Origin of the sequence: uncultured Maribacter sp., assembly GCF_963974015.1 — a bacterium.
In the GTDB taxonomy this organism is placed as follows: Bacteria; Bacteroidota; Bacteroidia; order Flavobacteriales; family Flavobacteriaceae; genus Maribacter.
In genome coordinates this window covers 1-24619 of the sequence record NZ_CAXBBZ010000011.1, presented here as the reverse complement: position 1 = coordinate 24619, position 24619 = coordinate 1, and the positions used below count along the sequence as shown (strand labels likewise).

Genomic DNA, 24619 nt, shown 5'->3' with positions numbered 1-24619 from the left:
AATTTTAGAATAAGAATAATGAACATTGAAAACGCACAAGTAGCCGTAGATAATTGGATAAAGGAACATGGGGTTCGGTATTTCAACGAACTAACCAATATGGCACAATTAACGGAAGAGGTCGGTGAGGTAGCCCGTATTATTGCTAGACGCTATGGGGAACAGAGTGAAAAGGAATCGGATAAGAATAAAGATTTAGGCGAAGAATTGGCAGATGTGATGTTTGTGGTGCTATGTTTGGCCAACCAAACAGGTATTGATTTACAACAAGCTTTTGATAAAAAGTTAGATTTAAAAACAAAGCGTGATCATGACCGTCACCACGCTAATAAAAAGTTGAAATAACCGTATATTTGGCGTTCTATTTTTAATCCTATACGCTTTGAAACTTCACCTTACAGGTCCATCGGATAAACATCTCAACGAAACTATTACCATAACAGGTTCTAAAAGTGAATCTAACCGTAGTTTGCTATTGGCTGCATTGTATCCAGCGATCGGCATAGAAAACATATCGAATTCTGACGATGCCCAGGTGATGGAGAAAGGCCTAAAAATAGTAAACGGGACCGTAGATATACATCATGCAGGTACCGCTATGCGTTTCTTGACCGGTTATTTTGCCTCCCAAGAAGGAAAGGAAGTAGTATTGACTGGGTCAAAAAGAATGACCGAAAGGCCCATTAAGATTTTAGTCGATGCTTTAAAATCGTTGGGCGCAGAGATATCTTATGTACAGGATGAAGGGTATCCGCCTATAAAAATTAAGGGACATCGAATTGTAAAGAATAAAGTAAGTCTTCCTGCAAATGTAAGTAGTCAATATATTTCATCTTTATTACTGATTGCGCCAAGTCTTGAAAATGGATTGGAATTAGAATTGGTTGGTAAAATTACTTCTATACCCTATATCAAAATGACTTTAGGGTTACTTGAGCAAATTGGTGTGCAAACTTCGTTTGAAGGTAATTTAATTAAGGTGTCTCCTAAAACAAATGTAGAGCCTACAAAACTTGTGGTAGAATCTGACTGGAGTTCGGCATCTTATTTTTATAGCATATGCGCACTTTCAGACCCTGGCACCGAAATAACATTGTCCGCATATAAAAAAGAAAGCCTTCAAGGTGATAGTGTACTTGCTAAAATCTATACCTCTTTTGGTGTTGAAACCACCTATGGAGAAAATATAATTACATTAAAGAAGACAGATAAAAAGATTGACGCTAAAAATGAGTTCGATTTGGCCAATGCGCCGGATATTGCCCAGACCATTGCCGTTACGTGTTTTGGTTTAGGTGTTGGTTGTCATTTGATTGGATTGCACACTTTAAAAATTAAGGAAACCGACCGTTTAGAGGCATTGCATACCGAACTTTCAAAATTAGGGGCATCTATTTCGGTGACCGATAAAACACTTACCCTGACCCCGTCTAAGAAGATAATAGCTGATGTTGCAATTGATACGTATAATGACCATAGAATGGCTATGTCATTTGCTCCGTTGGCAATGCGCACCACTCTTTTTGTGAACGATGCAGAGGTGGTTTCTAAGTCATATCCAGATTTTTGGAATGACCTTGAACAACTTCATTTTGACATAAGGGAATTATAATTAGCGTTTTACTTGACAAGGCCTATCTGCAGATTGTATCTTTGCAGCCGAAATTTGCTACACTAAAATATAAGTTACATGAAATTATCAAACTTTAGTTTTGAGCTTCCTAAGGAATTATTGGCCGAACATCCTTCAGAAAATAGGGATGAGTCCAAATTAATGGTAATCCATAGGGACACTGGAAAGATTGAGCATAAGATGTTCAAAGACATGATCGATTATTTTGATGAAGGCGATGTCATGGTCCTGAACAATACAAAAGTATTCCCAGCCCGTTTATATGGTAATAAAGAAAAGACCGGTGCACGTATCGAAGTATTTCTTTTGCGTGAATTGAACGAAGAGCAACGTTTATGGGATGTTCTTGTAGATCCAGCACGTAAAATACGTATCGGTAATAAATTATATTTTGGTGATGATGAAACTCTAGTTGCTGAGGTTATTGATAACACCACATCAAGAGGAAGAACTTTACGTTTTCTTTATGATGGTGCATATGTAGATTTTAGAAGAAAACTTAGGGAATTGGGTGAAACACCTTTGCCTAAATATATAAAAAGAGAAGTTGAAGCTGAAGATGAATCACGTTACCAAACTATTTATGCTAAGCATGAAGGTGCGGTTGCTGCCCCTACTGCTGGTTTACACTTTTCTAAGCACTTATTGAAGAGATTGGAAATTAAGGGTGTAGACTTTGCGGAATTAACATTGCATGTTGGTCTTGGTACTTTTAATCCGGTAGAAGTTGAAGATCTTTCTAAGCATAAAATGGACAGTGAAGAACTGTTTATTGATGAGAAAGCTACACAAATTGTAAACAATGCGAAGTTGAAAAAACGACGTATTTGTGCTGTTGGTACTACTGCCATGCGTGGTTTAGAAAGTGCAGTTTCTTCAAAGCACACACTGAATACCTTTGAAGGATGGACAAATAAATTCATTTTCCCTCCATATGATTTTAGCCTTGCAAATGCCATGATAACCAATTTCCATTTACCTAAATCAACATTATTGATGATGGTATCTGCATTTATGGGTCATGATTTAATGAACAAAGCGTACAAAGAGGCTATTTTAGAAAACTATAAGTTCTATTCTTATGGTGATGCCATGTTAATTATATAAGTACGAGTCATTCCTTAAAACATAAGGAAATAATATCGAATCCCGCTTTATCTAACTATTTGGAAAGCGGGATTTATTTTAATAACTACCTTTAAAACTATGGAAGAGATAAAGAAAAAAGATATCCGGGCACTAACGCGTGAGCAGCTTAGGGATTTTTTCGTTTCCAATGGTGATAAGGCCTTTCGCGGAAACCAGGTTTATGAGTGGCTTTGGCAAAAGGCGGCCTATTCTTTTGATGTGATGACAAACCTATCGAAAGAAACTAGGGAGATGCTAGAGGCTAATTTTGTTATCAACCACATTAAGGTAGATTTAATGCAACGTAGTTCTGATGGTACAATAAAGAATGCGGTACGCTTGCATGACGATTTAATTGTAGAATCGGTTTTAATTCCTACAAAATCAAGAACCACAGCTTGTGTATCTAGTCAGGTGGGTTGCAGTTTAGATTGTAGATTCTGTGCTACGTCTAGGTTGAAAAGAATGCGGAATCTGAATCCTGATGAAATCTATGATCAGGTAGTGGCTATTGACAATGAAAGCCGACTTTATTTTGATAGACCGTTGAGCAATATAGTATTTATGGGCATGGGAGAGCCTTTAATGAACTATAACAATGTTTTAAAGGCGATAGAGAAGATAACTTCTCCAGAGGGTTTAGGTATGTCACCTAAGCGTATTACGGTATCAACATCCGGAGTGCCAAAGTTGATTAAGAAAATGGCCGATGATGAAGTTAAGTTTAAGCTGGCTGTTTCACTTCACTCTGCAATAGATGAAATACGTACTTCTATAATGCCTTTTAATGCAAAGTTTACATTAAGTGATTTACGAGAATCATTGCAGTACTGGTATGAAAAGACTAAAAGTAGAATTACCTATGAATATGTAGTTTGGGAAGGAATAAACGATGCTCAAAAGGATGTTGATGCATTAGTTGCTTTCTGCAGATTTGCACCTTCTAAGGTAAATTTGATAGAGTATAACCCAATAGATGATGGGGAGTTTAAGCAAGCAACAAATACAGCTATAGATCGTTACGTGAGTACGTTGGAAAAAAATAATATCGTAGTCACTGTCCGCCGTTCTCGTGGTAAGGATATCGATGCTGCCTGTGGTCAGTTGGCGAATAAATCTTAAATAGAAGCAAATAATAACTATCGCTTTTTTCAAATTCACACTTTTCTTAATTACAATAAAACCCTTTACTGAGCGTAGCCGAAGTAATCGACCAATAAACGATAACTGTGGTCTGAGTACTGTTAACTGCGTGCTTTTCGCTAATTTTGAGGTTCTAAGAAAGAACACCTGAAAATAGTATCGCAAATAAAGGAACCTGTCTACCAGGAAATGGAGTTGTTTGAGTCCAAGTTTAGGGATTCAATGTCATCTAAGGTTGCGTTACTTAATAGAATTACCCATTATATTGTAAATAGAAAAGGGAAGCAAATGCGACCTATGTTCGTATTTCTTACTGCCAAATTATTGAATAATGGCGCGGTTAATGAACGAACGTATCGAGGAGCTTCAGTAATTGAATTGATCCATACCGCTACTTTGGTTCATGACGATGTTGTTGATGAAAGCAATAAGCGTCGAGGATTCTTTTCTATAAATGCACTTTGGAAAAATAAGATTGCTGTTTTAGTGGGTGATTATTTGTTGTCTAAAGGACTTTTGTTATCGATTGATAATGATGATTTTGATTTACTGAAAATCATATCCGTTGCCGTACGGGAAATGAGTGAGGGTGAATTGCTTCAGATAGAAAAGGCACGAAGGTTAGATATTACGGAAGACGTCTACTACGAAATTATCCGCCAAAAAACAGCTACACTTATTGCTGCATGTTGTTCATTAGGGGCTTGTTCGGTTAAACCGGAAAGTGCTGATGTAGAAATATTTAGAAAATTTGGTGAATTATGTGGTATGGCTTTTCAAATCAAAGATGATCTTTTTGATTATGGAGCTCAAAAAATAGGGAAACCAACAGGAATTGATATTAAGGAGCAAAAAATGACACTTCCTTTAATTTATGCCCTTAACCATTGTACAAATAAAGAAAAAAGATGGGTCATCAATTCTATTAAGAATCACAACAAAGACAAACAGCGGGTAAAAGAAGTTATTTCTTTTGTTAAGGAAAAGGGCGGATTGGATTATGCCGTTACTAAAATGCTCGAATACAGAGATGAGGCACTAGAACTGTTGAGTATATATCCAGAATCTGACTATAAAGCTGCTTTAGAGTTAATGGTGAATTACGTGGTGGACCGTAAAAAGTAATTCTTATTTAAAAAATATTCCGATTTAAGCATCTGTAATACAGAGGTTTGAAAATTAATTTTAAAATTTATTTATCTTCAGGCAACTATTATAACTACTTCTGCGTCTAGTATAATAGAAGACCGAACCATTATTTTGAAAATTATACCATTTTATAAAAACGAAAAGCAGCTCATTAAAAGAGCAATCTCAGGTAACCGAGATGCACAAGAGCGTTTGTATAAAAAACATGCTCCAAAAATGTTGAGCGTCTGTAGACAATACATAAAGGATATTCATTTTGCGGAGGATGTAATGGTACAAGGTTTTCTAAAAATGTTCAATAAGTTGGATGCTTTCAAATTCGAAGGAAGTTTTGAAGGATGGTTAAAAAGAATAATGATCAGGGAAAGTATTTCATATTTAAGAAAACAACAGTTTGTGGTTTATGATGATGAGGTATATGAAAAAAATCAGTCTGAAGAAATTTCTCAAAGTACGGATTTAGACACAGAACATATTCAACAGCTTATAGATGCGTTACCGCAAGGGTATAAAATGGTATTTGTACTGTATACCGTAGAGGGTTATAAGCATAAAGAAATCGCAGAAATGCTTTCCATAACCGAGAGCACTTCAAAAACACAATTATTAAAAGCTCGAAAATTGCTGCAAGGGCAATTAAGAAAACAAAATAGTATAGGGTATGGAAACCGATAAATTTGAAAAACATATAAAAACTAAGTTTCAGGAGCGGGAGATACAACCGTCTGAAAATGCTTGGAAAAAAATTTCATTAGAACTGAATACTGATGATAGAAAAAAGAAACCTGTATACCTATGGGTGGGTATTGCAGCTAGTGTTATGGTTTTGGTAGGTATTGCACTATTCTACTTCAACGGTGGCAATGATGTAAATGAGATAAAGTTTGAAGTTGTTGACACCGATAATAAAGAAGCATTAGAAGAGAAGATAAAGACGGAGTCTGTACCATTTTTAGAGAAAGAACCAGAAGTTGTAGCTAAGAATGATGATTTAGAGAAAATTAATAGTGTTGTAGATAAAAAGCAAGAATCAATAAAGAACAAAGAAATCATCAGTATTGAAGATGAGATTGAAGTTGCTTCTGTAGAGCGTGTAGTGTCTGAAAAGAAAGGGGATAAATTAGAAATTTCTGATGATATTATAAACACCAAAGTGGCGGGTATAGTTGCTCAACTTGATGTGTTGGAACAGTATAGTGCTATAACTGATGCAGAAGTAGATTCGTTATTGAAACGGGCACAAGATGAAATTTTACGAGATAAATTATTTAATACAGATAAATCTGTCGATGCAATGGCTTTGTTGACAGAGGTTGAGGGTGAGCTTGATCAATCCTTCCGAGACCAAATATTCAATTCTTTAAAAGCCGGTTTTATTAAAGTGCGAACGGCTGTCGCTGACCGCAATAATTAATCTAGTACAAATCGTTTTATCCTTCATCGCCATAAATTACTTTGGGGACAGGGAGCGGAGTTTTATTCATCAAAAAAAATCAAAATCGAAATGAGAACAATTACAATGTATTTAGTTGGTTTAGTAACCCTATTAACCATTCAAAATTTATCTGCCCAAGAGGGTTATGAGAAAAAAGTGGGAATATTGAAAGAGCAAAAGGCTGAAATTACCCTACAAGAAAAGGAAGCTTTAAAATTGGAAATAGAAGCAATTGCCAAACAATTGAAAAATGGCGAAATTACAGAAGAGGAAGCCAATACCTTGAAAATAAAAGCTGCCGAGAAAAGGGCTTTGAACATTGAAGATAGAATTTCGATTATAGAGAATAAAATTTCACTTTTAGAACGTAATAGTGGTCACGTACAAGAATTAGATACCTTGAATTACAAGTTCGCCGTTCAAATTGGGTTCGGTAAAGATGACGGCCAGAATGCTAAACTCTTTGGTTTTCGCTTGAATGAAAACCCAAATAGAAGGAAAATTACATATGATCGAAGAACCTATTCAGATTTTGTAATGGCTATCGGTCTCAATAATGCTATCGTAGAAGGCCAGTCTTTAAATGATTCGCCTTATAAAATAGGCGGAAGTCGATTTTTTGAAATGGGATGGCAATGGCGTACACGTGTATTCAAAAATTCAAATTTTGTGAGGTTGAATTATGGATTTTCATTCCAGTTTAATGGATTAAAACCAAAGGACAATCAATATTTTGTTGCGCTCGACGATGGACAAACGGAGCTTCAGGAATTCGAATATGATTTAAGCAAATCAAAATTCCGTATGGATAATTTAGTATTCCCAATGCATTTTGAATTTGGACCTTCAAAGTTGAAAACTACTGAAGAAACCATGCGCTATTCGTTACGAAATCAGTTTAGATTAGGATTAGGTGGCTATGCTGGTTTTAATATGGGTACCCGTCAAAAATTGAAGTATGATCGTAATGGAGATAATGTCAAGGATAAATTGAAACGTGGCTATAATACCAATGATTTAGTCTATGGTTTAAGTGCGTATGCTGGTGTTGAAGGTGTTCTATTATATGTGAAGTACGATCTGAATCCTATTTTTAAAGATGCTGCCGTTGAACAGCGAAATATTTCTTTAGGATTGCGTTTCGATTTGTAAGTTAAATATTTTCATCAATCAATTTAGCTGTGGTACCGTGATTAAAAATCGGTTACTACAGCTATTTTTTTATTCTCGATAGTTCACGATGCATCTCATCGGTAAACTCATTTTCATAATACCCACGCTTACAATGACTACATTCAATAGTGGTGTTACTAGAAATTTTAAAGAGTTTTATCCAAAATATATGGAAATAGTTTTTCAGTGTAATCGCTGTTAGGGTACCTCTTTGTTGGCAATAAGGACAAGTAGCATTAAAAAGCTTTATAGTTTCCGGTTTACCTGGTCTTGTGCCAAAGAATAGAATCATAATTAGTACTTTTGATGTTCTAAATTAAGCATAAAAGATTTCGCTAAACGCTATTTTAGAAAGCTCTTTATGATTTCAAAAAACACCATAGATCAAGTTTATGAAACTGCCCGCTTAGAGGAGGTGATCGGTGATTTTGTACAGCTAAAGAAATCAGGTTCTAACTTTAAAGGACTTAGCCCCTTCACTGATGAGCGTTCGCCTAGTTTTATGGTATCACCGGTGAAACAGATTTGGAAAGATTTTAGTAGCGGAAAAGGCGGAAATGTGGTGGCTTTTTTAATGGAGCATGAGCATTTCACCTATCCTGAGGCTATAAAATACCTTGCTAAAAAATACAATATAGAAGTAGAGGAGACAGAGCAGTCTAATGAAGATAAAGAACAGGCCAATGAGCGCGAAAGCATGTATTTGGTGTCAGAGTTCGCTCAAACCTATTTTAAAGAAATGTTATGGGAAACCGAGTTGGGCAAAGCGATAGGTTTAAGCTATTTTAAGGAACGCGGTTTTACTGATGAAACCATCAAAAAATTTGAATTAGGATACTGTTTAGATCAGTGGGATGGTTTTACTACTGCCGCTTTAGACAAAGGCTATAAGCTAAATTATTTAGAAAAAACCGGACTGACTATTGTTAAGGATGACCCTAACAATCCAAATAGTTCTAGAAAGTTCGATCGTTTTAAGGGTAGGGTGATGTTTCCTATACATTCCATGAGCGGCCGGGTGTTAGGTTTTGGCGGCCGTATATTAACGAATGATAAAAAGGCAGCTAAGTATCTCAATTCACCCGAAAGTGATATCTACCACAAGAGTAAGGTCTTGTATGGTATTTATTATGCAAAGCAGGCAATAGCAAAAGAAGATAATTGCTTTTTGGTAGAAGGGTATACCGATGTTATTCAGTTTGCACAAAGAGGAATACATAATGTGGTATCATCAAGTGGTACGGCTTTAACATCAGAGCAAATTCGGCTAATCAATAGATTAACAAAAAATATAACGGTCTTGTTCGATGGTGATGCAGCAGGATTAAGAGCATCATTAAGAGGAATCGATTTGATTTTGGAACAAGGTATGAACGTTCGCGTCTGTACATTTCCTGAAGGGGAGGATCCAGATAGTTTTGCCAAGAACAATGAACTCGATGAGGTTACTGCGTATTTAGAAGCCAATTCGAAAGATTTTATTCAGTTTAAGGCATCGCTATTGGTAAAGGAAGCTAATAACGACCCTATAAAGCGAGCAGACACGGTTAGGGATATTGTCAATAGTATTGCCAAGATTCCTGATCGTATTCAAAAGGAAATCTACATACAAGAGTGTGCCCAGATTATGAATATCTCCGAAGCTGTTTTGTTCAATACTTTGGCACAAATAGGCAAGAAAGAGACCGCCGATGTTCAAAAACAACAAAAAGAAGAGCAGAAAGCTTTTGATGTTGTTCATAATGAAGAAAAGCGTGAGAAGGTAGATGTTCAATATGTGTTAGAGCGTAAGATTATAGAATCGCTTATGCTTTATGGAACTCATAAAGAAGAATTTGAAGATTTGGTACTTAAAGAGAATGAGTCGGGTGATTTAATATTGGAACCTGAATCAATGGAAATAAAGGTATATGAGAAAATTTATCTAGACCTTCAAGAAGACGAGATTGAGTTGGCAAATGAAGATTTTCGAAAAATGTATACCAAGCTCATAGTGGCACTGAACGAAGAAGAAGAATTTTCGATTACTACTTTTGTAAATGGTCTTGATCAAGATATGGCAAATCAGATATCTTCTATATTAATGGAAGAGGAGCGCTATAAATTGGATAATTGGGAGAGCAAGGAAATTTATCCGAAGAAAAAGGAAATCGGTGTGGCCCAATTAGTAAGTGAGACCATTTTAACCTTACGCTGTTTTCTTATTAAAAAGCGAATGGGCGCGTTGCAGAAAACAACTGAACAGTCGAATAAAGATAATCGTGAAGCTTTAGAAGAGATTATGAACTACATTCAATTGAACAAGCTTTTAAATCAGAAACTAAATAGAGTATTGTCATAATATAAAAAAGGCTGTAAATAAAAAAGACCCACAATAAATAGGTGGGTCTTTTTTATTTTATGACAGTTGTATGAATTTAGTACAATTCAAGCGCTTTTGCCTGCTGTAATAAATCCACCATATTATCAACATTTAATTTTTTCATTAAACGTGCTTTATAGGTACTAACTGTTTTTTCGTTTAGGTTTAAACCTAAAGCAACTTCTTTATTTCTTTTACCACTAGCTAAAAGTTTTAAGACTTCTATTTCTCTAGTAGAAAGTTTTCTAAAGAATCTTCTAGGTTTTTTAGTGCCTTCATCAAAAGCAAGGCGTTGTGCCAATTCATTGGTGATGAACATACTGCCTTCACTTACTTTCGTTACTGCTGCCGTAATATATTCTACACCAGATGATTTTGATAAATAACCGAAAGCACCTGCTCTAATGGCGCTAAGGGCATATACATCTTCAGATTGACCGCTATACATAAGTACTTTTACGTCAGCGTAATCTTTTTTAATTTTTCGTAATGCTGCTATTCCATTTATTTCAGGAATATCCATTTCTAGCATGACTACATCGGGGGTTGTGTCTTTAAGTTTTTCGAAAAGTTCTTCGGTAGTTGCTACCTCATCGATCAGTTCAAAACCCTCAGCGGCTTCTAGAACCTTCCTTACTCCCATTCTTACTATAGGGTGGTTGTCCGCTATTAAAACTTTGATCATTAAATATTTTTTTATAGATTTTAGCGACCTTTTTTTGTCTGAAAAGACAACATGCAATGTAAGGCTTAAAATTCTAAATTAGAAGTCAAAGTTGCACTATTTTGCTGTTACCGAATAATTAAACGCTATTTATTCGATTTAATTACTTGATTCTTAGATGAGTTGTTATTTAAGGTGTTTTGGGATCTCACAAACGGGAATTGGTAACATTTTATGTTTGTTCATAGTGTTCAATCTCATGAAGATAGCAAAAACCTCTTGTTTTCTACCCTCAAAATCATCGATTGTTTTGCCTTCGTCTTTCATGTTCATGGCCCATTCTAGTTCAGGGTACGAGGCACCGATTTGGTCTTCATCAGTTCTATCATCACCCCAAAGTCCGTCGGTAGGTGCAGCCTTAATAATTTCTTCATTAATACCTAAAACTTCGGCAATGTTGTATACTTCAGTCTTCATTAAATCGGCTATCGGACTTAGATCAACACCGCCATCGCCATATTTAGTATAGAAACCTACCCCGAAATCTTCTACTTTATTTCCTGTTCCTGCAACTAAATAGCGCTCTAATGCGGCAAAATAATATAAGCTCGTCATACGAAGTCTAGCCCTAGTGTTGGCTAATGACATAAAACGTTCTTCTTCGTTTTCAACAGAAGGGAATGCATCAACAAGGCTATCGAATACAGGAGTAAGGTTTACCTCACGTCTACTAACATTCTTGAAATTCTTCTGTAACCACTCTATATGTCTTGATGCCCTATCAGATTGGTTTGCTGCTTGGTGTATCGGCATTTCCAAACATAATAGGTCTAATCCTGTTTTGGCGCAAAGTGTTGAAGTAACTGCAGAGTCTATTCCCCCAGATATACCGATAACAAAACCTTTTTGTTTTGCATTCGTAGCATAATCCTTTAACCATTGTACAATGTGGTCAATTACCTTTTCAGTCTGCATACCGTTCCAATTATTTATTAAAATCAATTAACTTTGCCTTAAAAATAAGTTGAACACCGTGAATAATAAAATGTATTGTAAAATACTTGCTAGGGTCAAACCTATTTTTATACTATTATCAGTTTTTCTCATTCTTTTTAGCTGTAATGATAGTGATAAGGTAGCGCAAGAAATAGAGGCTGTGCCGATAGATCTTAAAATCGCAAGATTTGATCGTGAGTTTGCATCGGCTGGTGAAAAAGGCTTAACGGCATTACGCAAAACGTACCCTTATCTATTTCCGGCGCCAGATAGTGTGTGGATTGCCAAAATGGAAGATTCACTTCAAATAGAACTTTTTCAAGAAGTGGGTAATGCTTTTCAGAGTTTTGAAGATGAGCAAGAAGGTTTGGTACAACTATTTAAGCACATCAAATATTATTTTCCAGAGTATAAGGTACCAAAGGTTATTACGGTAACGAATGATGTCGATTACAATAACAGAATTATATTGACAGATAGTATTTTGTTTGTAAGCCTTGATAATTACCTAGGTCCTGAGCATAAGTATTATGGGGGTTTTCAGCGTTATATAGCCCAATCTTTAGACCGTAGTTATTTGGTGAGTGATGTTGCCAGTGCTTTTGCCAAACAAGTAGTGCCACGACCAAGAGACCGAACTTTTCTTGCCCGAATGATTTATTTCGGTAAAGAATTATACTTGAAAGATAAGCTGATGCCTAATGTAGAAGAGCGCAAAAGAATAGGTTATTCTGAGGAAGATTTAACGTGGGCAATTGCCAATGAAGAGCCTATGTGGCGAAATTTCATTGAAAATGAATATTTATATAGTACCGATAATAAATTGAATCAACGGTTTTTAGAGCCTGCTCCGTTTTCAAAATTCGGATTGGAGCTTGATAATGAATCTCCCGGAAGACTAGGGCGATATGTTGGTTGGCAAATTGTTAAAGCGTTTATGGAAAATAATGACGTAAGCTTGAAACAATTATTGACCATGCCAGAGGAAGAAATATTTAAGAAATCAAATTACAAACCGAGAAATTAAATGGCAGATTTACATACTTCAGAAATAACTTTACGAGTAGGATTAGATGAAAATAGAATTCCTGAAACATTGAACTGGTCTGCTCAAGACGGTGGTATAGAAAATCAGGAGGCAAAAGCAATGCTTTTATCTGTGTGGGACAGTAAGAACCAAGAATCTTTGAAAATTGACCTGTGGACGAAGGATATGCCTGTTGATGAAATGAAAACTTTTTTCCATCAGACGTTGGTTTCTTTATCCGATACTTTTTTGAAGGCTACCCAAGATGAAAAAATGACGGCCACCATGAAAGATTTCTGTGAATACTTCGCAGAGAACTTAAATCTGAAGGAATAAGAACAGGTAGTATTACGCTGTTTTTGGCTTTAGTGTTCCTTTTACTTTTTTAATCCAGTAGATGATATAAACGGTTCCTAAAACGGTCGGGATCATCCATGCCCAAAGGGTATCGTATTTCATTCCAGCGACTATGAATGCTGTAATCGACGCAATTAAGGCACCAAGCATTCTACTAAGGTGATTAATTAGCCATAGCTTTCTGTTTTCTAAAGTTTTCTTGAATAATGTATAGTCTCCATAAGGTAGGAACACGCCTATCGATCCGAAGAAAAGGAACAGTAAGCTATGCGAAAACTCATGGATGAGTCCGTTGATGCCAAAACCGATCATCAATAATGCGCTAGCGGCCATAATGCCCGAAACTAATTTATCTATTATATTGGCTTCTGTCTTTTTTACCGATTTAAAAGTGAGTGCCCTGTTACCTGCCAATACCATGTATATGGTGAAAATACCGATTAAAAATAAAAAGTTATTAATGTGATCGGGCATTCTTGCGACTACCAAAGATATCGCAGAGCTAATGATCATCGACCAGGTAAACCATTTGCCTAAACGTTTGTGATGTAGATTTCCCTTTCGTACTAGAATACTACCTATTCCGGTAATAAGTCCTAATCCGCCAAAAAAGGCGTGTATGTAAATGAATAGTTTAATAGTGTTCTCCATGGTAGGTTGGTTGATCGTTATTCAAAAATGTATATATAGTGCATATCATTGAAATCTAAAAAACCGAACTGTAGATTTTACTAGCTGAAATGGAATTTAGCAATTGACAATTAAGTATTGTAATCTTGAGATGTCGGTTCGAGTGTTTTTTAGTTGAAGTGAAACGTAAAGGAAAAATTACCTGCCCGCAGGCAGGCAGGTATCTAAAACAGGTTTGGAAAATGCATGGTTCTCGTTACAAATTTTATCGTACCTCCAAAATTCACTCGAACTGACCATTATTTTTGCTAATAAATTCTTTTAAGAAGAACCGTTATGACAAATATGCTTGTTATCTACATCGGTTAACGACACCTTTTATCGCTGAGGTGTTTTTAGGTGCGATGTCGTTTATCGACAAGATTTTGCACTTTATCTAGGTACGTGTAACGTAACGAGTAAAAGGTGTTTTTGAGCGATTCACAACCTAGTGATTGAAGGGCTATTGCGTTCTTTAAGTGTAACAACGCAAGTCATGAAAACAATAGTAACAATCATTTTTATCATCTTCTTAGGAACCACTGCTCAAGCACAAACTGCTGACACCGATGTAAAAGCTGAAGCTATTGAAATGACTATCGTAACTGGAACAACGTACGAGTTAAACCTTGAAGCTAAAACGGAAGTAGCACGTTTGTACAAATCAAAAAATTCTAAAATTAAAAAGGAATTGAATTTCATTACTAAGGCTAACAAACCTAAAATGGCTTAATTCAATCGAAGTTTATTACTAGTACTTAGTCTTTTGATTTTTTAGGTTTACAACTAAGACAAAAATCGGATAGGGCATTTATCTCTTGTTTTACCTTATTGTGCTCTTTTTTTAGCATCACGGTATCTTTACCGAAATTGGTGGCCTTAAAAACTTGTGCACTTACCGTATTCATTTCTTCTTGAAGTTCGTTGAAAATAGGCTGAAATAATTTGGAGTCGCTAAAAGCACCTTTTTCCTCATAAATCTTCTTGCGTATTTTTCTGGCATACAGCTCTACCAAATCAAAATCATACCTACCAAAGAGCAATAGCTGATTTGCGGTTACCGAATCTGGAGCGATCAACACCGCTAGATTTTTTTGAAAAATGGCTCTAACCTTGCTATTGAAATTTTTGGTGAACATAAAAGACACCGAGTTCATATTAAAACTGAAATCGATTTTAGAGCCCGAATAGATAGAATAGGAGGTAAGCGATGGATCGATCTCCGATTCGGGAGACTGGTAGTCACTAAGTTGAAGTTCGTAATCTGGATTCCATTCCATCGGTTCTTGGCCGAAAAGGAACACAGTAGCACATAAAAAGCATAATAATAAAGTGTATTTTTTCAAGTAATGTAGGGTTTAAATAGGTATCGAAAATACAGAAAAAGTGAATTCCTAAATGATAATATTATCCCAATTCACCACATCGTTATGTGAATGCGTAAAGCCGATGGCACGTTCTTTTGCAATGGTGTCAATATCTCTATATGCCGCAACATAGGTCTTGCGCCATTCTTTCGATTCATTACCTGCAGAACCATGTACAATACGTTCGTCGTGTATGGTCATACTGCCTCTTTTTACGGGTAGGTAAACAATTTTATCATCTTCACGTTCTTCGATCACTAAGGTGTGGCTTTCATCTCGTGAAACCTTGCCATCTTTTCTTTCGTTACTATACGACTTAGGGAAATGCTTGCGCAATTCCGGTTCTTTATTTGTGCCCGGTAATACCTGTAAACACCCGTTAATTAGGTCAGAATCTGTAAGCGCTAGAGAAAAGGTAGCTGTCCACGTATTTTCTGTTTTTGGCCAGTAGCCTAAATCTTGGTGCATGGCAAATTCGGCACCTTTTTTACTTGGTTTTTTGGCTAAGAATTGTTCGTAATCCATCGCCGATTTTCCATTTTTATACAATTGGTCCGCTATACGTTGTGTTATTTTATGGTAGATGTTATTTTCTAATTCTTTACGGTAGGTACTGGGCAACATAGCATTCACCAATTGAAAATCTTCCATAGGTGTACCATAGGGTTGCGACATATCACAAAAATCTTTCTTCATGTGTTCTGCTTCTTTTCCTAAAACAAAATGGTCGAACCATGGATCTAGAAACTGCATCTCTTCTTCGGTCAATACATCATTTATAACGACATAGCCGAGTTCATGAAACTGCTCGATTTCTTTTTCATTGATAATGTAGTTAGTGCCTATTCTACGATGGCTACCAGAATCTGGGTTGGTAATGCGTTCCATGCACGGTATTTTTTAAGTTGAGGATTATCAAGTTACGAAATTTGAGGATTCCGTTACATGTAATATCAATTATTTAGCGATGCAGGCGTATCGAACCTACAGCTTAAATTCAGTTTGGGTTACATCTTTGTCAAAAATATGTGGGTAATGCTCACGTGCATTTTTAACCATAAATTCAACGGGTACATCTTCAAAATGGCCATAATCCTCAAGATATTCCATAAACAAGTTACCTTCTTTATTGAATTCTTGTAATACCGCATCGTTTTTACCATCAAAATCTAAAGGTGCCACGTTGAGCATAGAACATAACGATGTATTAAAAGTCGGTGAAAGTTTAAGCCATTTGTTATTGATATAGGCATCGACCATACCATGAGGGGTCAGTTCGTTAGAGCCGAATTTTTCTATTAATCGTTCTACACCAATATGGTTTTTAACTTTGGCCAAGTGAATTCTAGAAGGTATACCAACAGCGCGCAGGCAGGCGATCAATACTATCGATTTATCGATGCAATGCCCTTCGGTGCGTTTGGCAATTACACTGGCCCTGTAATTTTCTTTTGTAAAACTTAAAGTATAAGGATTATACCGCCATGAATCTCGAACTTTTAAATAAAGCTGTATGGCTTTTTCTTGTTCAGATATAGAATCTTGGGTAAAATCGGCGACTAGATTTTGAATTTCTATGGTCTCGTAGTCAAAGAAATAAGTAGGTGAAAGATAATCTACAGTGTTAATTTTAGAATCTTGCATTATTTGATTTTCATATTTAAAAGTAATACGGGCTCAATACTTCTTATAATAGGATCTCTCGTGAACGTTGTAGTCTCTAAGATACAAATTCAAGTTTAAAACCTGTCGCCTACCGATAATTGTTACGGTCAACTGAGAACTACCCTTTTCTATATTCCTCGGGTCGGTTTTGCCAAATGTGAATATACTGCCCTGTAGACATTCTGCGGGCCATATCTTTTGCTCTAGTGGCCAATTCCCCTTCATAAAGTTCGTCAATAGTTTCGAACCACAGTTGTAGCCATTGGGCAAAATGAGCCTGTGATATGGTATGGTTAAGGTTTTTATCGACATTAACGTGCTTGGCTGAAGGGCTCCCTCTAAACGTGCGGACCCCAAAAAGGTTAGATTCCCAAAAATCGGTGAGTTTGCTCAGGTGTGCTGGCCATTGTTCATGGGTAATATGACCATTAAAAATAGGGCCCAGCATTTCGTTTTCCCTTATTTTGCCATAAAATGTATGTACCAATACGCCTACATCGTCTCTATTGGTGATATCGTTCATAGTATTCTTTTATGATTTCGCTACAACGTCTTTTACACGGTCGGCGGTATCTTGTTTTGAAAGTGTTAACCGCACAATACTGTCTGTAGTTGCGGTCAGATCATGTGGAATGTTTCCTTCAAGAGTAAGCATCGCTCCTTGTTTTAAATCGTGCACGTTGCCTTCCACGCCAAATGCGATTTCACCCTCTAAGATATGTACAATAATAGGAAAGGGCGCTTTATGCTCTTTCATCACTTGTCCTTGTTTCATTAAAATGCGTATTTCTTTAGAGAATGAAGTTTCCAATAGCACTTTTATGACCACTTTAGTGTCGTTGAAATCTAGGTTTTCTCTAAATGATGCAATGTTCATACAAATGTTTTTGCAATGATAATAACAAGCATATTTTTAAACTATGATTCTTCTCATAGTATTCTAATTTGCAAGGCAAAAATACCCATGGCACAGATATAAATTATAACAATGCGCGCAACTTTTCATTCCGCAACCAAATACTTGCCCACACGAGTATTCCGAAGATAGCGGGGAAAAGAATGTTGGTCAAGGGGTCGTTATGTATTACGTGCGTAGCGACTGCACCACCAAGCCAAGCAGTAAATAAAAGTCCGCCAATAAAGGTCGTTTTAGGAATAGCGTACAGAACGGTAGAGATAAATAAAATAATGCCAAGATATAGCACTGAATCTTCAGGATAGCCAAATTCCACGGCACCTTCTACGGCCATTTCCGTTTGTGACAAATTATTTACTGCTCCCATTAAAAATAGCAGAACAACGATGCCTTGTAGCATATAAGAAGTCCACATAACGCCTTTAGGTATTTTTTTTACAGTTTCCATACGAGTAAGATCTTAATTAAAATTATACATACCATGTACTGGAAATTTCTAAATACCGATGTTTTAGATAAGGTAGGTCTAGGTTTATTTTGCGATATTTTTATGTGCTGCTATCGAAAATAGAAAGTGCTATCGGTTTATTTAAATAGGAGTCCGTTTTCAGCGTCGAATTGCGCTTTTTCTTCCTCTGATAATCCATCGCGTAGCACTCGAATCGTATACCCGCCTACAATCAAATTATTTTCATAATACATCCAATCACTAATTTTGTCGGGGTCGACGGTAATCGTATCCCCTAATGCTATCGCATTGGTATACACCGGTTCGTTACCGACAATGCCTATAAAATCGGAGTCAATCAACTGAATGTCTTGTATCCAAATATGTTCACTACCACCATCATTAGTTTCAAATTTCTGTTTTAGGGCAAAAAAACCGAAATCAGGATTATCGCTTTCAAGCGCAGTAGTAAATTCTTGCATCGAACTTTTAGCCTTTTCAATGGCATCGTTCATTTTGGCGTTGTCATTTTTTACATTGTAGACATTAGGTTCACCCGCGCGTTCTACTTTTGAAGGCCTATTTTCTTTACACGATGAAAGCACTAGAAGTGCGATTGCGATGTAGGTAACTATTATTTTCATAGGTGTATAAAGGTTTGTTTGTTATTATCTAGAAATGTATTTCAATTTTATCTATTATAGATTTTAGCGTTTTTGTTTCTTTCCATAGATTCAGCTTAACTTTTGTTGGTTCACTAATTTCAATTTGCGGAAAACTTTGTTTTAGTTCTAGAAACATTTCTAATAACTTTTTAATACCCCTAATTGGAGTGTTGTTCATGCTGCCAATCATATGGTCTAAAAAAACAAATAAAGATTCATTTTGTGCTCTAGAAACATTAAAAAGATTTGTGGATAATAAATCTGTAAATCGTTTAAGCGGAGCGTATTCTCCCGATTCTAATTTTCCGACAATTGCACCTAAATGTTCATTGTTGATTTTATTCTCAAAATTTGCTTTAATCCATATTTCTGCAGAAAGCTCCCTTGCGACCTTATCACTGCATAAAATACCTGAGGCTAAAAATAAATAGGTAGATTCTTTATAATCGCTTCGATGCCAAATTTCATAAAGACCTTTCAGTAAATTAATCATATTTTTTTTACTGCTCTCATCTGAAAATGTAGATTCTTTTAAGTTGTTATGTATAACTTGACTTAAGAACATACTAGGGTTATTCGGCGAGAGAAATAAAAACTTTACGTCATCATTTGGTCGTATTGTAGTATAATACCGTTGCTTTTTAAAATACATAAAATTGTAGATACTACTAACCTTTGAGCTTTTCTTCTTAAAATTAAAAATGTTTTTAAGATTTGAAATAATAGAGTCTGGGTCATTATTTTGAAGATTAAAATTTCTAAATTTTAATTCTTTTCTAATCATTTTTTTCTGCACCTGTTTACTTTGTGCATAATCATACTCTTTATAAAAATGTTCAACTGAATTACATTGCCAATCGTAAGTGCCTTTCTCTTTTACTAGAGAATTACCAATCTGTTCTTGAAAATATGTAATTTCAATCTCTTTATTTCTACTCAATACACTCTGTATCCAAAATTCTGGTCTATTAATACTGCAGCTACTAATGGCTACTAAGCCAAAATGGTAGTTAAGTACACTAATGATTTCATCATCCTTAATTTCATTAATGTTTTTTAAAGTATCTGTTTTTAGTATATCTGCTTGTAAGCGGCCAATAGCTATTTGAAAATCATATAAGTTAAACTCCTCACTAATATTTTGAAAGGCCAAAATTCTTTCTATAAAAATCTGTGGGTCTATCCAACATGGTAAATGCGTTGGTGTAGACAACAAATCTAAGGTTAAGCCATATTTAATAAAAGATTTAGATTTTATAAATATGGAATGATGTATTTGATAAATAAAGTCAGGTATAGATTGACTCTCAATCTCTTTTAACTGAGAATTAAAGTCTCTGAATTCTTTAAGCTTGTTGATTTTAACCGTCTTGTATTTTTTATAATTTTCAAGTTCGGACGGATATTTTTTCAATAATATCTTGGCAAAATCATTAATATAATACGCTGCTTCTACCTCTAAATTTCCAATTTGACTATTCCAATCGAAGCTCATAGAAAGGTCGAAGCAACGAATGAAGATGGGCTCTAATTTTGCGACATTAGTTTTATTTAAGAGCACACTCAATTTCGGTAAGTAGCTTAAGAGTAAATCGATATGATAAACTTCATTGTTGTCAATTGCTTGACTCACAAAAAAAATTAAATCATCGAATGTTTCATATGATTCAATTTTATTTTCCTCAGATATAACTTTCGGTTCTACAACCTCATAAACTGGGTCTTCAATATCATGGTCTTGACTTGATATTAGATATTCTTTTAAGATTTCATTTGGGGAATGAAATAGGGTATTTGAATATAAATTAATTTCATCTACCAGTTCTTGATTTTTTGGATCACCATATTTTTCAATTATTTTGGCAGCCCTTAACTGTATTTTATCATCAACGTTTAGTAATGCTTCAGCCACTTTTAAACATCCATTAACTCTAGAAGATTTTTGCGTTTTAATGATTTTTTCCAAAATCATGAGTGTTGAATTAACAACAGATTTCGTTTCAGAATTTAATAATATGGTTGCATTCTCAATAAAAATCTCACTCTTGAATTTTTTATGATCAGCAACCGTTTTAAAATACTTTAAAACAGTATTTATAACTTTTGAATGTGGTGAGTTCAGCGCTGCAAAAAATTCATTTTGTAAAGCTAAAATCTCATCTTGTGTTGGATTTAATTTAAGTAGTAAATCAAAAAACCACCCGCTTAAAGTTTTATTAAAGCCTTTTGTAGAAGTGAAAATGGTTGCTGTTAAAACTTTACCTCTATTTATTTTATTTTCATTAGTTAAGTCAACGATGGTGTCTATCCAAATGTCATTGCCTTTGCTATAATTTTCTAGATGTAAGTAATTATAATAGTTATTGATGCTAGACTCCTCTTCGAACAAAAACCAAATGTGCTCATCTAGGGTTTCTTTGTATTCTAGTAGTACATCAGGTTTATAGATACTTAAGCGCTTTTTATCATCCCACTTATATTCGATGATTGCGCTTGGTAGTTTATTCAGAATTAATTCATGCGATGGCTCTAATAGGCCGTCTTTGTATAGACTAATTGCCTTCGAATAGGTTAAATTCCAAGGCATGTTTTCATTTATTAAATCACCAAACCATTTTGGGGTATACCACGGTATAATGTTTTCTAAATAATCATCACTTACTGATAGAGAGCTAACATTGAAAAATCCTTTTTTAATGTCTGTTTTATTAAAACAAACGTATCCAGCTTTTTGTACTAACTCTCTCTGTTTTTCAGAATAGTTGTATTGGCTGGTATAAGACATACCATATTTCGATTTTTTCTTTACAGTATATTGCTCAAAAATCTTTTCCTTAAATTTTTTTAAAAAGGGAACAAGATCTCTCTTGTCTTTTGGGGAGAGTTTCTTTAAAAAAGGGATAATATCTTTCTCCTTTAATACAATTTCTTCTAATTCTTTTTCAAGCATATTAATTCGCTTTTGCTTTTTTAATTACAGCTAAAATATGTTTGCATGCACCTCGTTCACCTTGGTTCTTACTAAACCAAGTACATGTACACTTTTGCAATTCATCTTTTATAATAACATAATGTTGTACACCACTACCTTCAACCTTGGCTTCTATTTCATTATCCCTTTTTAAAGTAATTTCAACTTTATTTTCTTCAAGTAGTTTTTCAGCACCTTTTAATCTAGGGTTTAACGATAAAATTCTATCTAACTTAAATGGTAGTCTTCTATAAAAGAATCCGTTTTTTTCTAAATCAAAACCTAATAATCCCATTGCCGATAATTTGGTCGAAAGTTTTTCTATTTTCGAAATATCGATACCTTCTTCAACTGACATTAAAGCAGGATTAAACTGTTGATTGGTGTATGAATAGTTATCAAATGCTTGAATTAAGGAGTCAGGTAAATCTTCTATTAATGATTCTAGAGCGGCACCTTCACCAGAGAAACCTCTCCAAAAATCTCTAGAAATCGAGAAAACAAAATTCAATTCATTAAAACAAAGAATAAAAGTAACTGACTGCATGTCTTTATGTGGGTAGACTTTTAGTTCATTAATTAAGGGGATTAGCGGTTGTAATAATTTCAACCTATGAATACCACCAATACAAACGGCATTTGCAGTTTTTAGAGGACTAAACAAATACCTGCTACCTCTATTTATTAAATAATAGTCGGTTTTTATTTTTCCATTAGGTATTGTTTTGAATAATTGTATGGCTTGAATTCGATTTAGGGTTTGTGCATAATCTGATTCTGAAAAATAGTGTTGAACCGTTGTAAGGCCTTTAATCCATTTACTAGGTAAAGGCACTTTTTTTTCTATAAAACTCGAGCCTTCTTTATGGAAGCCAACTTCCTTTTGGCCAACAGATAAAATAAGGTCATCGTTTTTTTTGATCTTACCCAACTCAGAAATCAAAGGGGTGTTAAAATCTACATTGGTAGTACCGTTTTCAATAAACTCACCCTCTTGTCCATTTTCCAGTACATCAACTCTTGCATATACACCAGCGCAATGAGAAAAACCTTCAAATCGAATTTGATTGTTTCCAGCAGTTACGATAGGGTCTTTTAATAATGCTAATTGAAAGTGAGATAGGTTGAAACTAGATTGAACCGTATTTGAAAGGGTTATGAGGCATCTTGATAATTCGTATGGATTATTTAATTTACCCCAGAAAAAACAGGGGGAATTGCCTTTATCTACTTCATTAAATTTTGATAATAATAAATTCTCTTTACCCTGTTCTTTTTTAATGCTAGAAAGTGAATTGTATTTGTAATTTAAAGTTTCTGACATTCGGTAAAATTTGGTTTAGTATTAAAATCTAATTAGCTGATAACTTGTTCGACATAAATAGTCTGTAAAAAGATACTCATTTTTGGTTTTAAAGGAACTTTGAAATTCTGATAACTCAATAACTTCAATAGCATCTTTACATTGTTCTGCCAAAAATATTTTTGGTCATTGCTTCGTTTTAGGTTAAACTTTTAATACTTCGGTTACCCATTTCTTAATTCCTTCGGGTTTTTGCTATTACGTGGGTCTTGTTGCAAAACTTTCGCTGTCATTCGATAGAATGTAGGCGAATAGGAGTAAAACTCATGCGGTTGCTCAAAGAAGGTTTCTATGGTGATGGAAAATAGCTCCATTAAATTGGTGCCACCATATTCCCTAAAAATTTTATAATCACCGGCTTTAACTGCTGGTATTTTTTTAATGGCCAATGCCTTCCATGTGTTAAGGTCACTTTCGTTGAACGTACGTGACAGATAAGAGCGCTTGGCGTTTTCGATAATTAGGCAATGGCAGAATTCGTGAATGGCAATATTTAAACCGTCATCGGTGATGACAAAACCTTTTTCTACCGCAGGCCACGAAAGATTTACACGTTGGGTAAACAGGTTTACATCACCGTCGAAAAAGATAGCTCTACCCGTGTAGGAGTAGGAGGTCGGTGTAACAAAAACTTCATTGAATATATTCAGCACATCTTGTCGTAGGCCAAAGGTAATTTGCACAAAGGCACTACAGATCACCAGTTTCATTTCTAGGGTGAGTTCAAAACCTTCTTTAGCGTCAAAATCGGTGGTGTAGAGGAAGAGTAACGTTCTAACTACAAACGATTTTTTATTGCTTTCGGATAGCCCTGTATAATAGGTGCTCCATTTGCTTAGAAATTTATGACATTCTTGTTTGCTTTTCTGTCGTAGAAAAAGACCAATAAACCGGTGTTTTATATTCAAATGAAATTAGGGTTTCTCTGTGATGACGATACCGCCAACAACTTCTTCTTTGCTGGGTGGCTCGAACCAATTTTGCATGAAGTTAAAGTTTTCTTGGGTTACCTCAAATTCGAACGTGTCTCCTTTTTCGGTATTGCGTTGTTGTATGCGTTGCCATCGCGTTTCTTTAGAAACAGCTAAAAAATGAAGTTTTATTTTGAAGTCATTGGCTTTAGCAAATTGCCGAAACTTTTCTCGGTGGGCAAATTTCGAAAGGCCTAGGTCTAGAATGCTATCGGTGTTCGATTGCTCTAACTGCTGCACCAAGTTCATGATAATGTGCTCCGACCGTTCTATGCGCTCTAAAAACCATTCTAGGCCGTCGTTTGGGGTTTTGTCCGGTAAAAATAGGGTCTTGTTCCACGTATCGATAGAAAAGAGCACCCCCTTGGTTTTCTTTTTCAATGCATTTGCATAGGTGCTTTTACCGGATCCTGTATTTCCAACGATGAGGTGTAGCATGGGGTTTGGTTCTCAATTTTCACTACGGTCTCGGCTCGTATGTTTGGTTCTTAGTTTGAAGATACTATAATTATATAAA

General features: G+C 35.4%; 27 protein-coding genes. 12 read left to right on the top strand and 15 right to left on the bottom strand.

The features are described from left to right. Positions 1-18: 18 nt before the first annotated feature. From AACZ41_RS13425 to AACZ41_RS13390, 8 genes are all read left to right on the top strand, one after another. Positions 19-345 carry a nucleotide pyrophosphohydrolase gene (locus AACZ41_RS13425; protein WP_339629034.1) on the top strand — a complete coding sequence of 109 codons (327 nt, stop codon included), beginning with the start codon at positions 19-21 and terminating at the stop codon, positions 343-345. Between the two features lie 37 nt (positions 346-382). Beyond that, entirely contained in the window at positions 383-1612 is a 1230-nt protein-coding gene (gene aroA / locus AACZ41_RS13420; protein ID WP_339629032.1) for a 3-phosphoshikimate 1-carboxyvinyltransferase, read from the top strand. 78 nt (positions 1613-1690) lie between these two features. Beyond that, on the top strand, positions 1691-2740 hold the full coding sequence (gene queA / locus AACZ41_RS13415; protein ID WP_339629030.1) for a tRNA preQ1(34) S-adenosylmethionine ribosyltransferase-isomerase QueA: 1050 nt from the start codon (positions 1691-1693) through the stop codon (positions 2738-2740). 99 nt (positions 2741-2839) lie between these two features. Further along, positions 2840-3883: a 23S rRNA (adenine(2503)-C(2))-methyltransferase RlmN gene (gene rlmN / locus AACZ41_RS13410; RefSeq protein WP_339629029.1), complete on the top strand. Its 1044-nt coding sequence runs from the start codon at positions 2840-2842 to the stop codon at positions 3881-3883. Between the two features lie 168 nt (positions 3884-4051). Beyond that, positions 4052-5029, top strand: coding sequence for a polyprenyl synthetase family protein (locus tag AACZ41_RS13405; protein WP_339629098.1), 978 nt, complete (start codon positions 4052-4054; stop codon positions 5027-5029). 135 nt (positions 5030-5164) lie between these two features. Continuing rightward, a complete protein-coding gene (locus tag AACZ41_RS13400) occupies positions 5165-5728 on the top strand; it encodes an RNA polymerase sigma factor (RefSeq protein WP_339629028.1) in 564 nt (187 codons plus the stop codon). Continuing rightward, positions 5715-6467: a hypothetical protein gene (locus AACZ41_RS13395; protein WP_339629027.1), complete on the top strand. Its 753-nt coding sequence runs from the start codon at positions 5715-5717 to the stop codon at positions 6465-6467. The genes AACZ41_RS13400 and AACZ41_RS13395 overlap by 14 nt, the downstream gene beginning before the upstream one ends. A gap of 90 nt (positions 6468-6557) precedes the next feature. Next, a complete protein-coding gene (locus tag AACZ41_RS13390; protein ID WP_339629026.1) occupies positions 6558-7640 on the top strand; it encodes a hypothetical protein in 1083 nt (360 codons plus the stop codon). 61 nt (positions 7641-7701) lie between these two features. On the opposite strand, the gene AACZ41_RS13385 is transcribed toward AACZ41_RS13390, so the two are convergent. Continuing rightward, positions 7702-7953, bottom strand: coding sequence for a zinc-ribbon domain-containing protein (locus tag AACZ41_RS13385; protein ID WP_339629025.1), 252 nt, complete (start codon positions 7951-7953; stop codon positions 7702-7704). 69 nt (positions 7954-8022) lie between these two features. On the opposite strand from AACZ41_RS13385, the gene dnaG reads away from it, so the two are divergent. Beyond that, positions 8023-10002, top strand: coding sequence for a DNA primase (gene dnaG / locus AACZ41_RS13380; RefSeq protein ID WP_339629023.1), 1980 nt, complete (start codon positions 8023-8025; stop codon positions 10000-10002). A 76-nt stretch (positions 10003-10078) separates the two neighbouring features. Here the strand turns inward: dnaG and AACZ41_RS13375 are convergent, their stop codons facing one another. Beyond that, positions 10079-10708 (bottom strand): response regulator transcription factor, encoded by a 630-nt coding sequence (locus AACZ41_RS13375; protein ID WP_339629021.1) that lies wholly within the window; start codon positions 10706-10708, stop codon positions 10079-10081. Positions 10709-10873: 165 nt separating this feature from the next. Beyond that, the gene (gene nadE / locus AACZ41_RS13370) at positions 10874-11662 is read right to left on the bottom strand and encodes an NAD(+) synthase (protein WP_091626588.1); all 789 of its coding nucleotides are present in this window, start codon (positions 11660-11662) and stop codon (positions 10874-10876) included. Between the two features lie 58 nt (positions 11663-11720). Between nadE and gldB the strand changes: the two genes are divergently transcribed. After that, positions 11721-12710, top strand: coding sequence for a gliding motility lipoprotein GldB (gene gldB / locus AACZ41_RS13365; protein ID WP_339629019.1), 990 nt, complete (start codon positions 11721-11723; stop codon positions 12708-12710). Further along, the gene (gldC, locus tag AACZ41_RS13360) at positions 12711-13046 is read left to right on the top strand and encodes a gliding motility protein GldC (protein WP_091626583.1); all 336 of its coding nucleotides are present in this window, start codon (positions 12711-12713) and stop codon (positions 13044-13046) included. It abuts the gene before it with no gap. A 12-nt stretch (positions 13047-13058) separates the two neighbouring features. Here gldC and AACZ41_RS13355 read toward each other — a convergent pair whose 3' ends face one another. Further along, positions 13059-13718, bottom strand: a complete 660-nt coding sequence (locus AACZ41_RS13355) for a hypothetical protein (RefSeq protein WP_339629018.1) — start codon at positions 13716-13718, stop codon at positions 13059-13061. Positions 13719-14232: 514 nt separating this feature from the next. Between AACZ41_RS13355 and AACZ41_RS13350 the strand changes: the two genes are divergently transcribed. Then, complete coding sequence (locus AACZ41_RS13350) at positions 14233-14469, top strand: hypothetical protein (protein ID WP_339629016.1); 237 nt, start codon at positions 14233-14235, stop codon at positions 14467-14469. Between the two features lie 25 nt (positions 14470-14494). On the opposite strand, the gene AACZ41_RS13345 is transcribed toward AACZ41_RS13350, so the two are convergent. The 11 genes from AACZ41_RS13345 to AACZ41_RS13295 all read right to left on the bottom strand — a co-directional run bounded on the left by AACZ41_RS13345 (position 14495) and on the right by AACZ41_RS13295 (position 24540). Then, positions 14495-15082: a hypothetical protein gene (locus tag AACZ41_RS13345; RefSeq protein ID WP_339629014.1), complete on the bottom strand. Its 588-nt coding sequence runs from the start codon at positions 15080-15082 to the stop codon at positions 14495-14497. 48 nt (positions 15083-15130) lie between these two features. Beyond that, positions 15131-15991 (bottom strand): phytanoyl-CoA dioxygenase family protein, encoded by an 861-nt coding sequence (locus tag AACZ41_RS13340; RefSeq protein ID WP_339629013.1) that lies wholly within the window; start codon positions 15989-15991, stop codon positions 15131-15133. 96 nt (positions 15992-16087) lie between these two features. Further along, positions 16088-16747: a transglutaminase-like domain-containing protein gene (locus AACZ41_RS13335; RefSeq protein ID WP_339629012.1), complete on the bottom strand. Its 660-nt coding sequence runs from the start codon at positions 16745-16747 to the stop codon at positions 16088-16090. Between the two features lie 139 nt (positions 16748-16886). Next, positions 16887-17291: a group III truncated hemoglobin gene (locus AACZ41_RS13330; protein WP_339629011.1), complete on the bottom strand. Its 405-nt coding sequence runs from the start codon at positions 17289-17291 to the stop codon at positions 16887-16889. 9 nt (positions 17292-17300) lie between these two features. Further along, positions 17301-17645: a cupin domain-containing protein gene (locus tag AACZ41_RS13325; protein WP_339629010.1), complete on the bottom strand. Its 345-nt coding sequence runs from the start codon at positions 17643-17645 to the stop codon at positions 17301-17303. Between the two features lie 103 nt (positions 17646-17748). Beyond that, positions 17749-18132 carry a DoxX family protein gene (locus AACZ41_RS13320; protein WP_339629009.1) on the bottom strand — a complete coding sequence of 128 codons (384 nt, stop codon included), beginning with the start codon at positions 18130-18132 and terminating at the stop codon, positions 17749-17751. Between the two features lie 137 nt (positions 18133-18269). Continuing rightward, positions 18270-18776: a DUF2314 domain-containing protein gene (locus tag AACZ41_RS13315; protein WP_339629008.1), complete on the bottom strand. Its 507-nt coding sequence runs from the start codon at positions 18774-18776 to the stop codon at positions 18270-18272. 28 nt (positions 18777-18804) lie between these two features. Continuing rightward, on the bottom strand, positions 18805-21747 hold the full coding sequence (locus tag AACZ41_RS13310) for a DUF6493 family protein (RefSeq protein WP_339629006.1): 2943 nt from the start codon (positions 21745-21747) through the stop codon (positions 18805-18807). A 1-nt stretch (position 21748) separates the two neighbouring features. Beyond that, positions 21749-23092, bottom strand: coding sequence for an SWIM zinc finger family protein (locus tag AACZ41_RS13305; RefSeq protein ID WP_339629005.1), 1344 nt, complete (start codon positions 23090-23092; stop codon positions 21749-21751). Between the two features lie 203 nt (positions 23093-23295). After that, a complete protein-coding gene (locus tag AACZ41_RS13300; RefSeq protein ID WP_339629004.1) occupies positions 23296-24039 on the bottom strand; it encodes a zinc-dependent peptidase in 744 nt (247 codons plus the stop codon). A 6-nt stretch (positions 24040-24045) separates the two neighbouring features. Further along, complete coding sequence (locus AACZ41_RS13295; protein ID WP_339629003.1) at positions 24046-24540, bottom strand: ATP-binding protein; 495 nt, start codon at positions 24538-24540, stop codon at positions 24046-24048. Between the last annotated feature and the right edge of the window lie 79 nt (positions 24541-24619).

What these genes read in the sequence shown, in the direction of transcription:
- AACZ41_RS13350 (WP_339629016.1), top strand. Translation starts at nt 14,233, where the DNA reads ATGAAAACAATAGTAACAATCATTTTTATCATCTTCTTAGGAACCACT.
- AACZ41_RS13325 (WP_339629010.1), bottom strand. Translation starts at nt 17,645, where the DNA reads ATGAACATTGCATCATTTAGAGAAAACCTAGATTTCAACGACACTAAA.
- gldC (WP_091626583.1), top strand. Translation starts at nt 12,711, where the DNA reads ATGGCAGATTTACATACTTCAGAAATAACTTTACGAGTAGGATTAGAT.
- AACZ41_RS13295 (WP_339629003.1), bottom strand. Translation starts at nt 24,540, where the DNA reads ATGCTACACCTCATCGTTGGAAATACAGGATCCGGTAAAAGCACCTAT.
- AACZ41_RS13335 (WP_339629012.1), bottom strand. Translation starts at nt 16,747, where the DNA reads ATGCAAGATTCTAAAATTAACACTGTAGATTATCTTTCACCTACTTAT.
- queA (WP_339629030.1), top strand. Translation starts at nt 1,691, where the DNA reads ATGAAATTATCAAACTTTAGTTTTGAGCTTCCTAAGGAATTATTGGCC.
- AACZ41_RS13385 (WP_339629025.1), bottom strand. Translation starts at nt 7,953, where the DNA reads ATGATTCTATTCTTTGGCACAAGACCAGGTAAACCGGAAACTATAAAG.
- AACZ41_RS13315 (WP_339629008.1), bottom strand. Translation starts at nt 18,776, where the DNA reads ATGAAAATAATAGTTACCTACATCGCAATCGCACTTCTAGTGCTTTCA.
- dnaG (WP_339629023.1), top strand. Translation starts at nt 8,023, where the DNA reads ATGATTTCAAAAAACACCATAGATCAAGTTTATGAAACTGCCCGCTTA.
- AACZ41_RS13375 (WP_339629021.1), bottom strand. Translation starts at nt 10,708, where the DNA reads ATGATCAAAGTTTTAATAGCGGACAACCACCCTATAGTAAGAATGGGA.
- rlmN (WP_339629029.1), top strand. Translation starts at nt 2,840, where the DNA reads ATGGAAGAGATAAAGAAAAAAGATATCCGGGCACTAACGCGTGAGCAG.
- AACZ41_RS13330 (WP_339629011.1), bottom strand. Translation starts at nt 17,291, where the DNA reads ATGAACGATATCACCAATAGAGACGATGTAGGCGTATTGGTACATACA.
- AACZ41_RS13310 (WP_339629006.1), bottom strand. Translation starts at nt 21,747, where the DNA reads ATGCTTGAAAAAGAATTAGAAGAAATTGTATTAAAGGAGAAAGATATT.
- AACZ41_RS13340 (WP_339629013.1), bottom strand. Translation starts at nt 15,991, where the DNA reads ATGGAACGCATTACCAACCCAGATTCTGGTAGCCATCGTAGAATAGGC.
- AACZ41_RS13425 (WP_339629034.1), top strand. Translation starts at nt 19, where the DNA reads ATGAACATTGAAAACGCACAAGTAGCCGTAGATAATTGGATAAAGGAA.
- AACZ41_RS13305 (WP_339629005.1), bottom strand. Translation starts at nt 23,092, where the DNA reads ATGTCAGAAACTTTAAATTACAAATACAATTCACTTTCTAGCATTAAA.
- AACZ41_RS13355 (WP_339629018.1), bottom strand. Translation starts at nt 13,718, where the DNA reads ATGGAGAACACTATTAAACTATTCATTTACATACACGCCTTTTTTGGC.
- AACZ41_RS13390 (WP_339629026.1), top strand. Translation starts at nt 6,558, where the DNA reads ATGAGAACAATTACAATGTATTTAGTTGGTTTAGTAACCCTATTAACC.
- nadE (WP_091626588.1), bottom strand. Translation starts at nt 11,662, where the DNA reads ATGCAGACTGAAAAGGTAATTGACCACATTGTACAATGGTTAAAGGAT.
- AACZ41_RS13395 (WP_339629027.1), top strand. Translation starts at nt 5,715, where the DNA reads ATGGAAACCGATAAATTTGAAAAACATATAAAAACTAAGTTTCAGGAG.
- AACZ41_RS13320 (WP_339629009.1), bottom strand. Translation starts at nt 18,132, where the DNA reads ATGGAAACTGTAAAAAAAATACCTAAAGGCGTTATGTGGACTTCTTAT.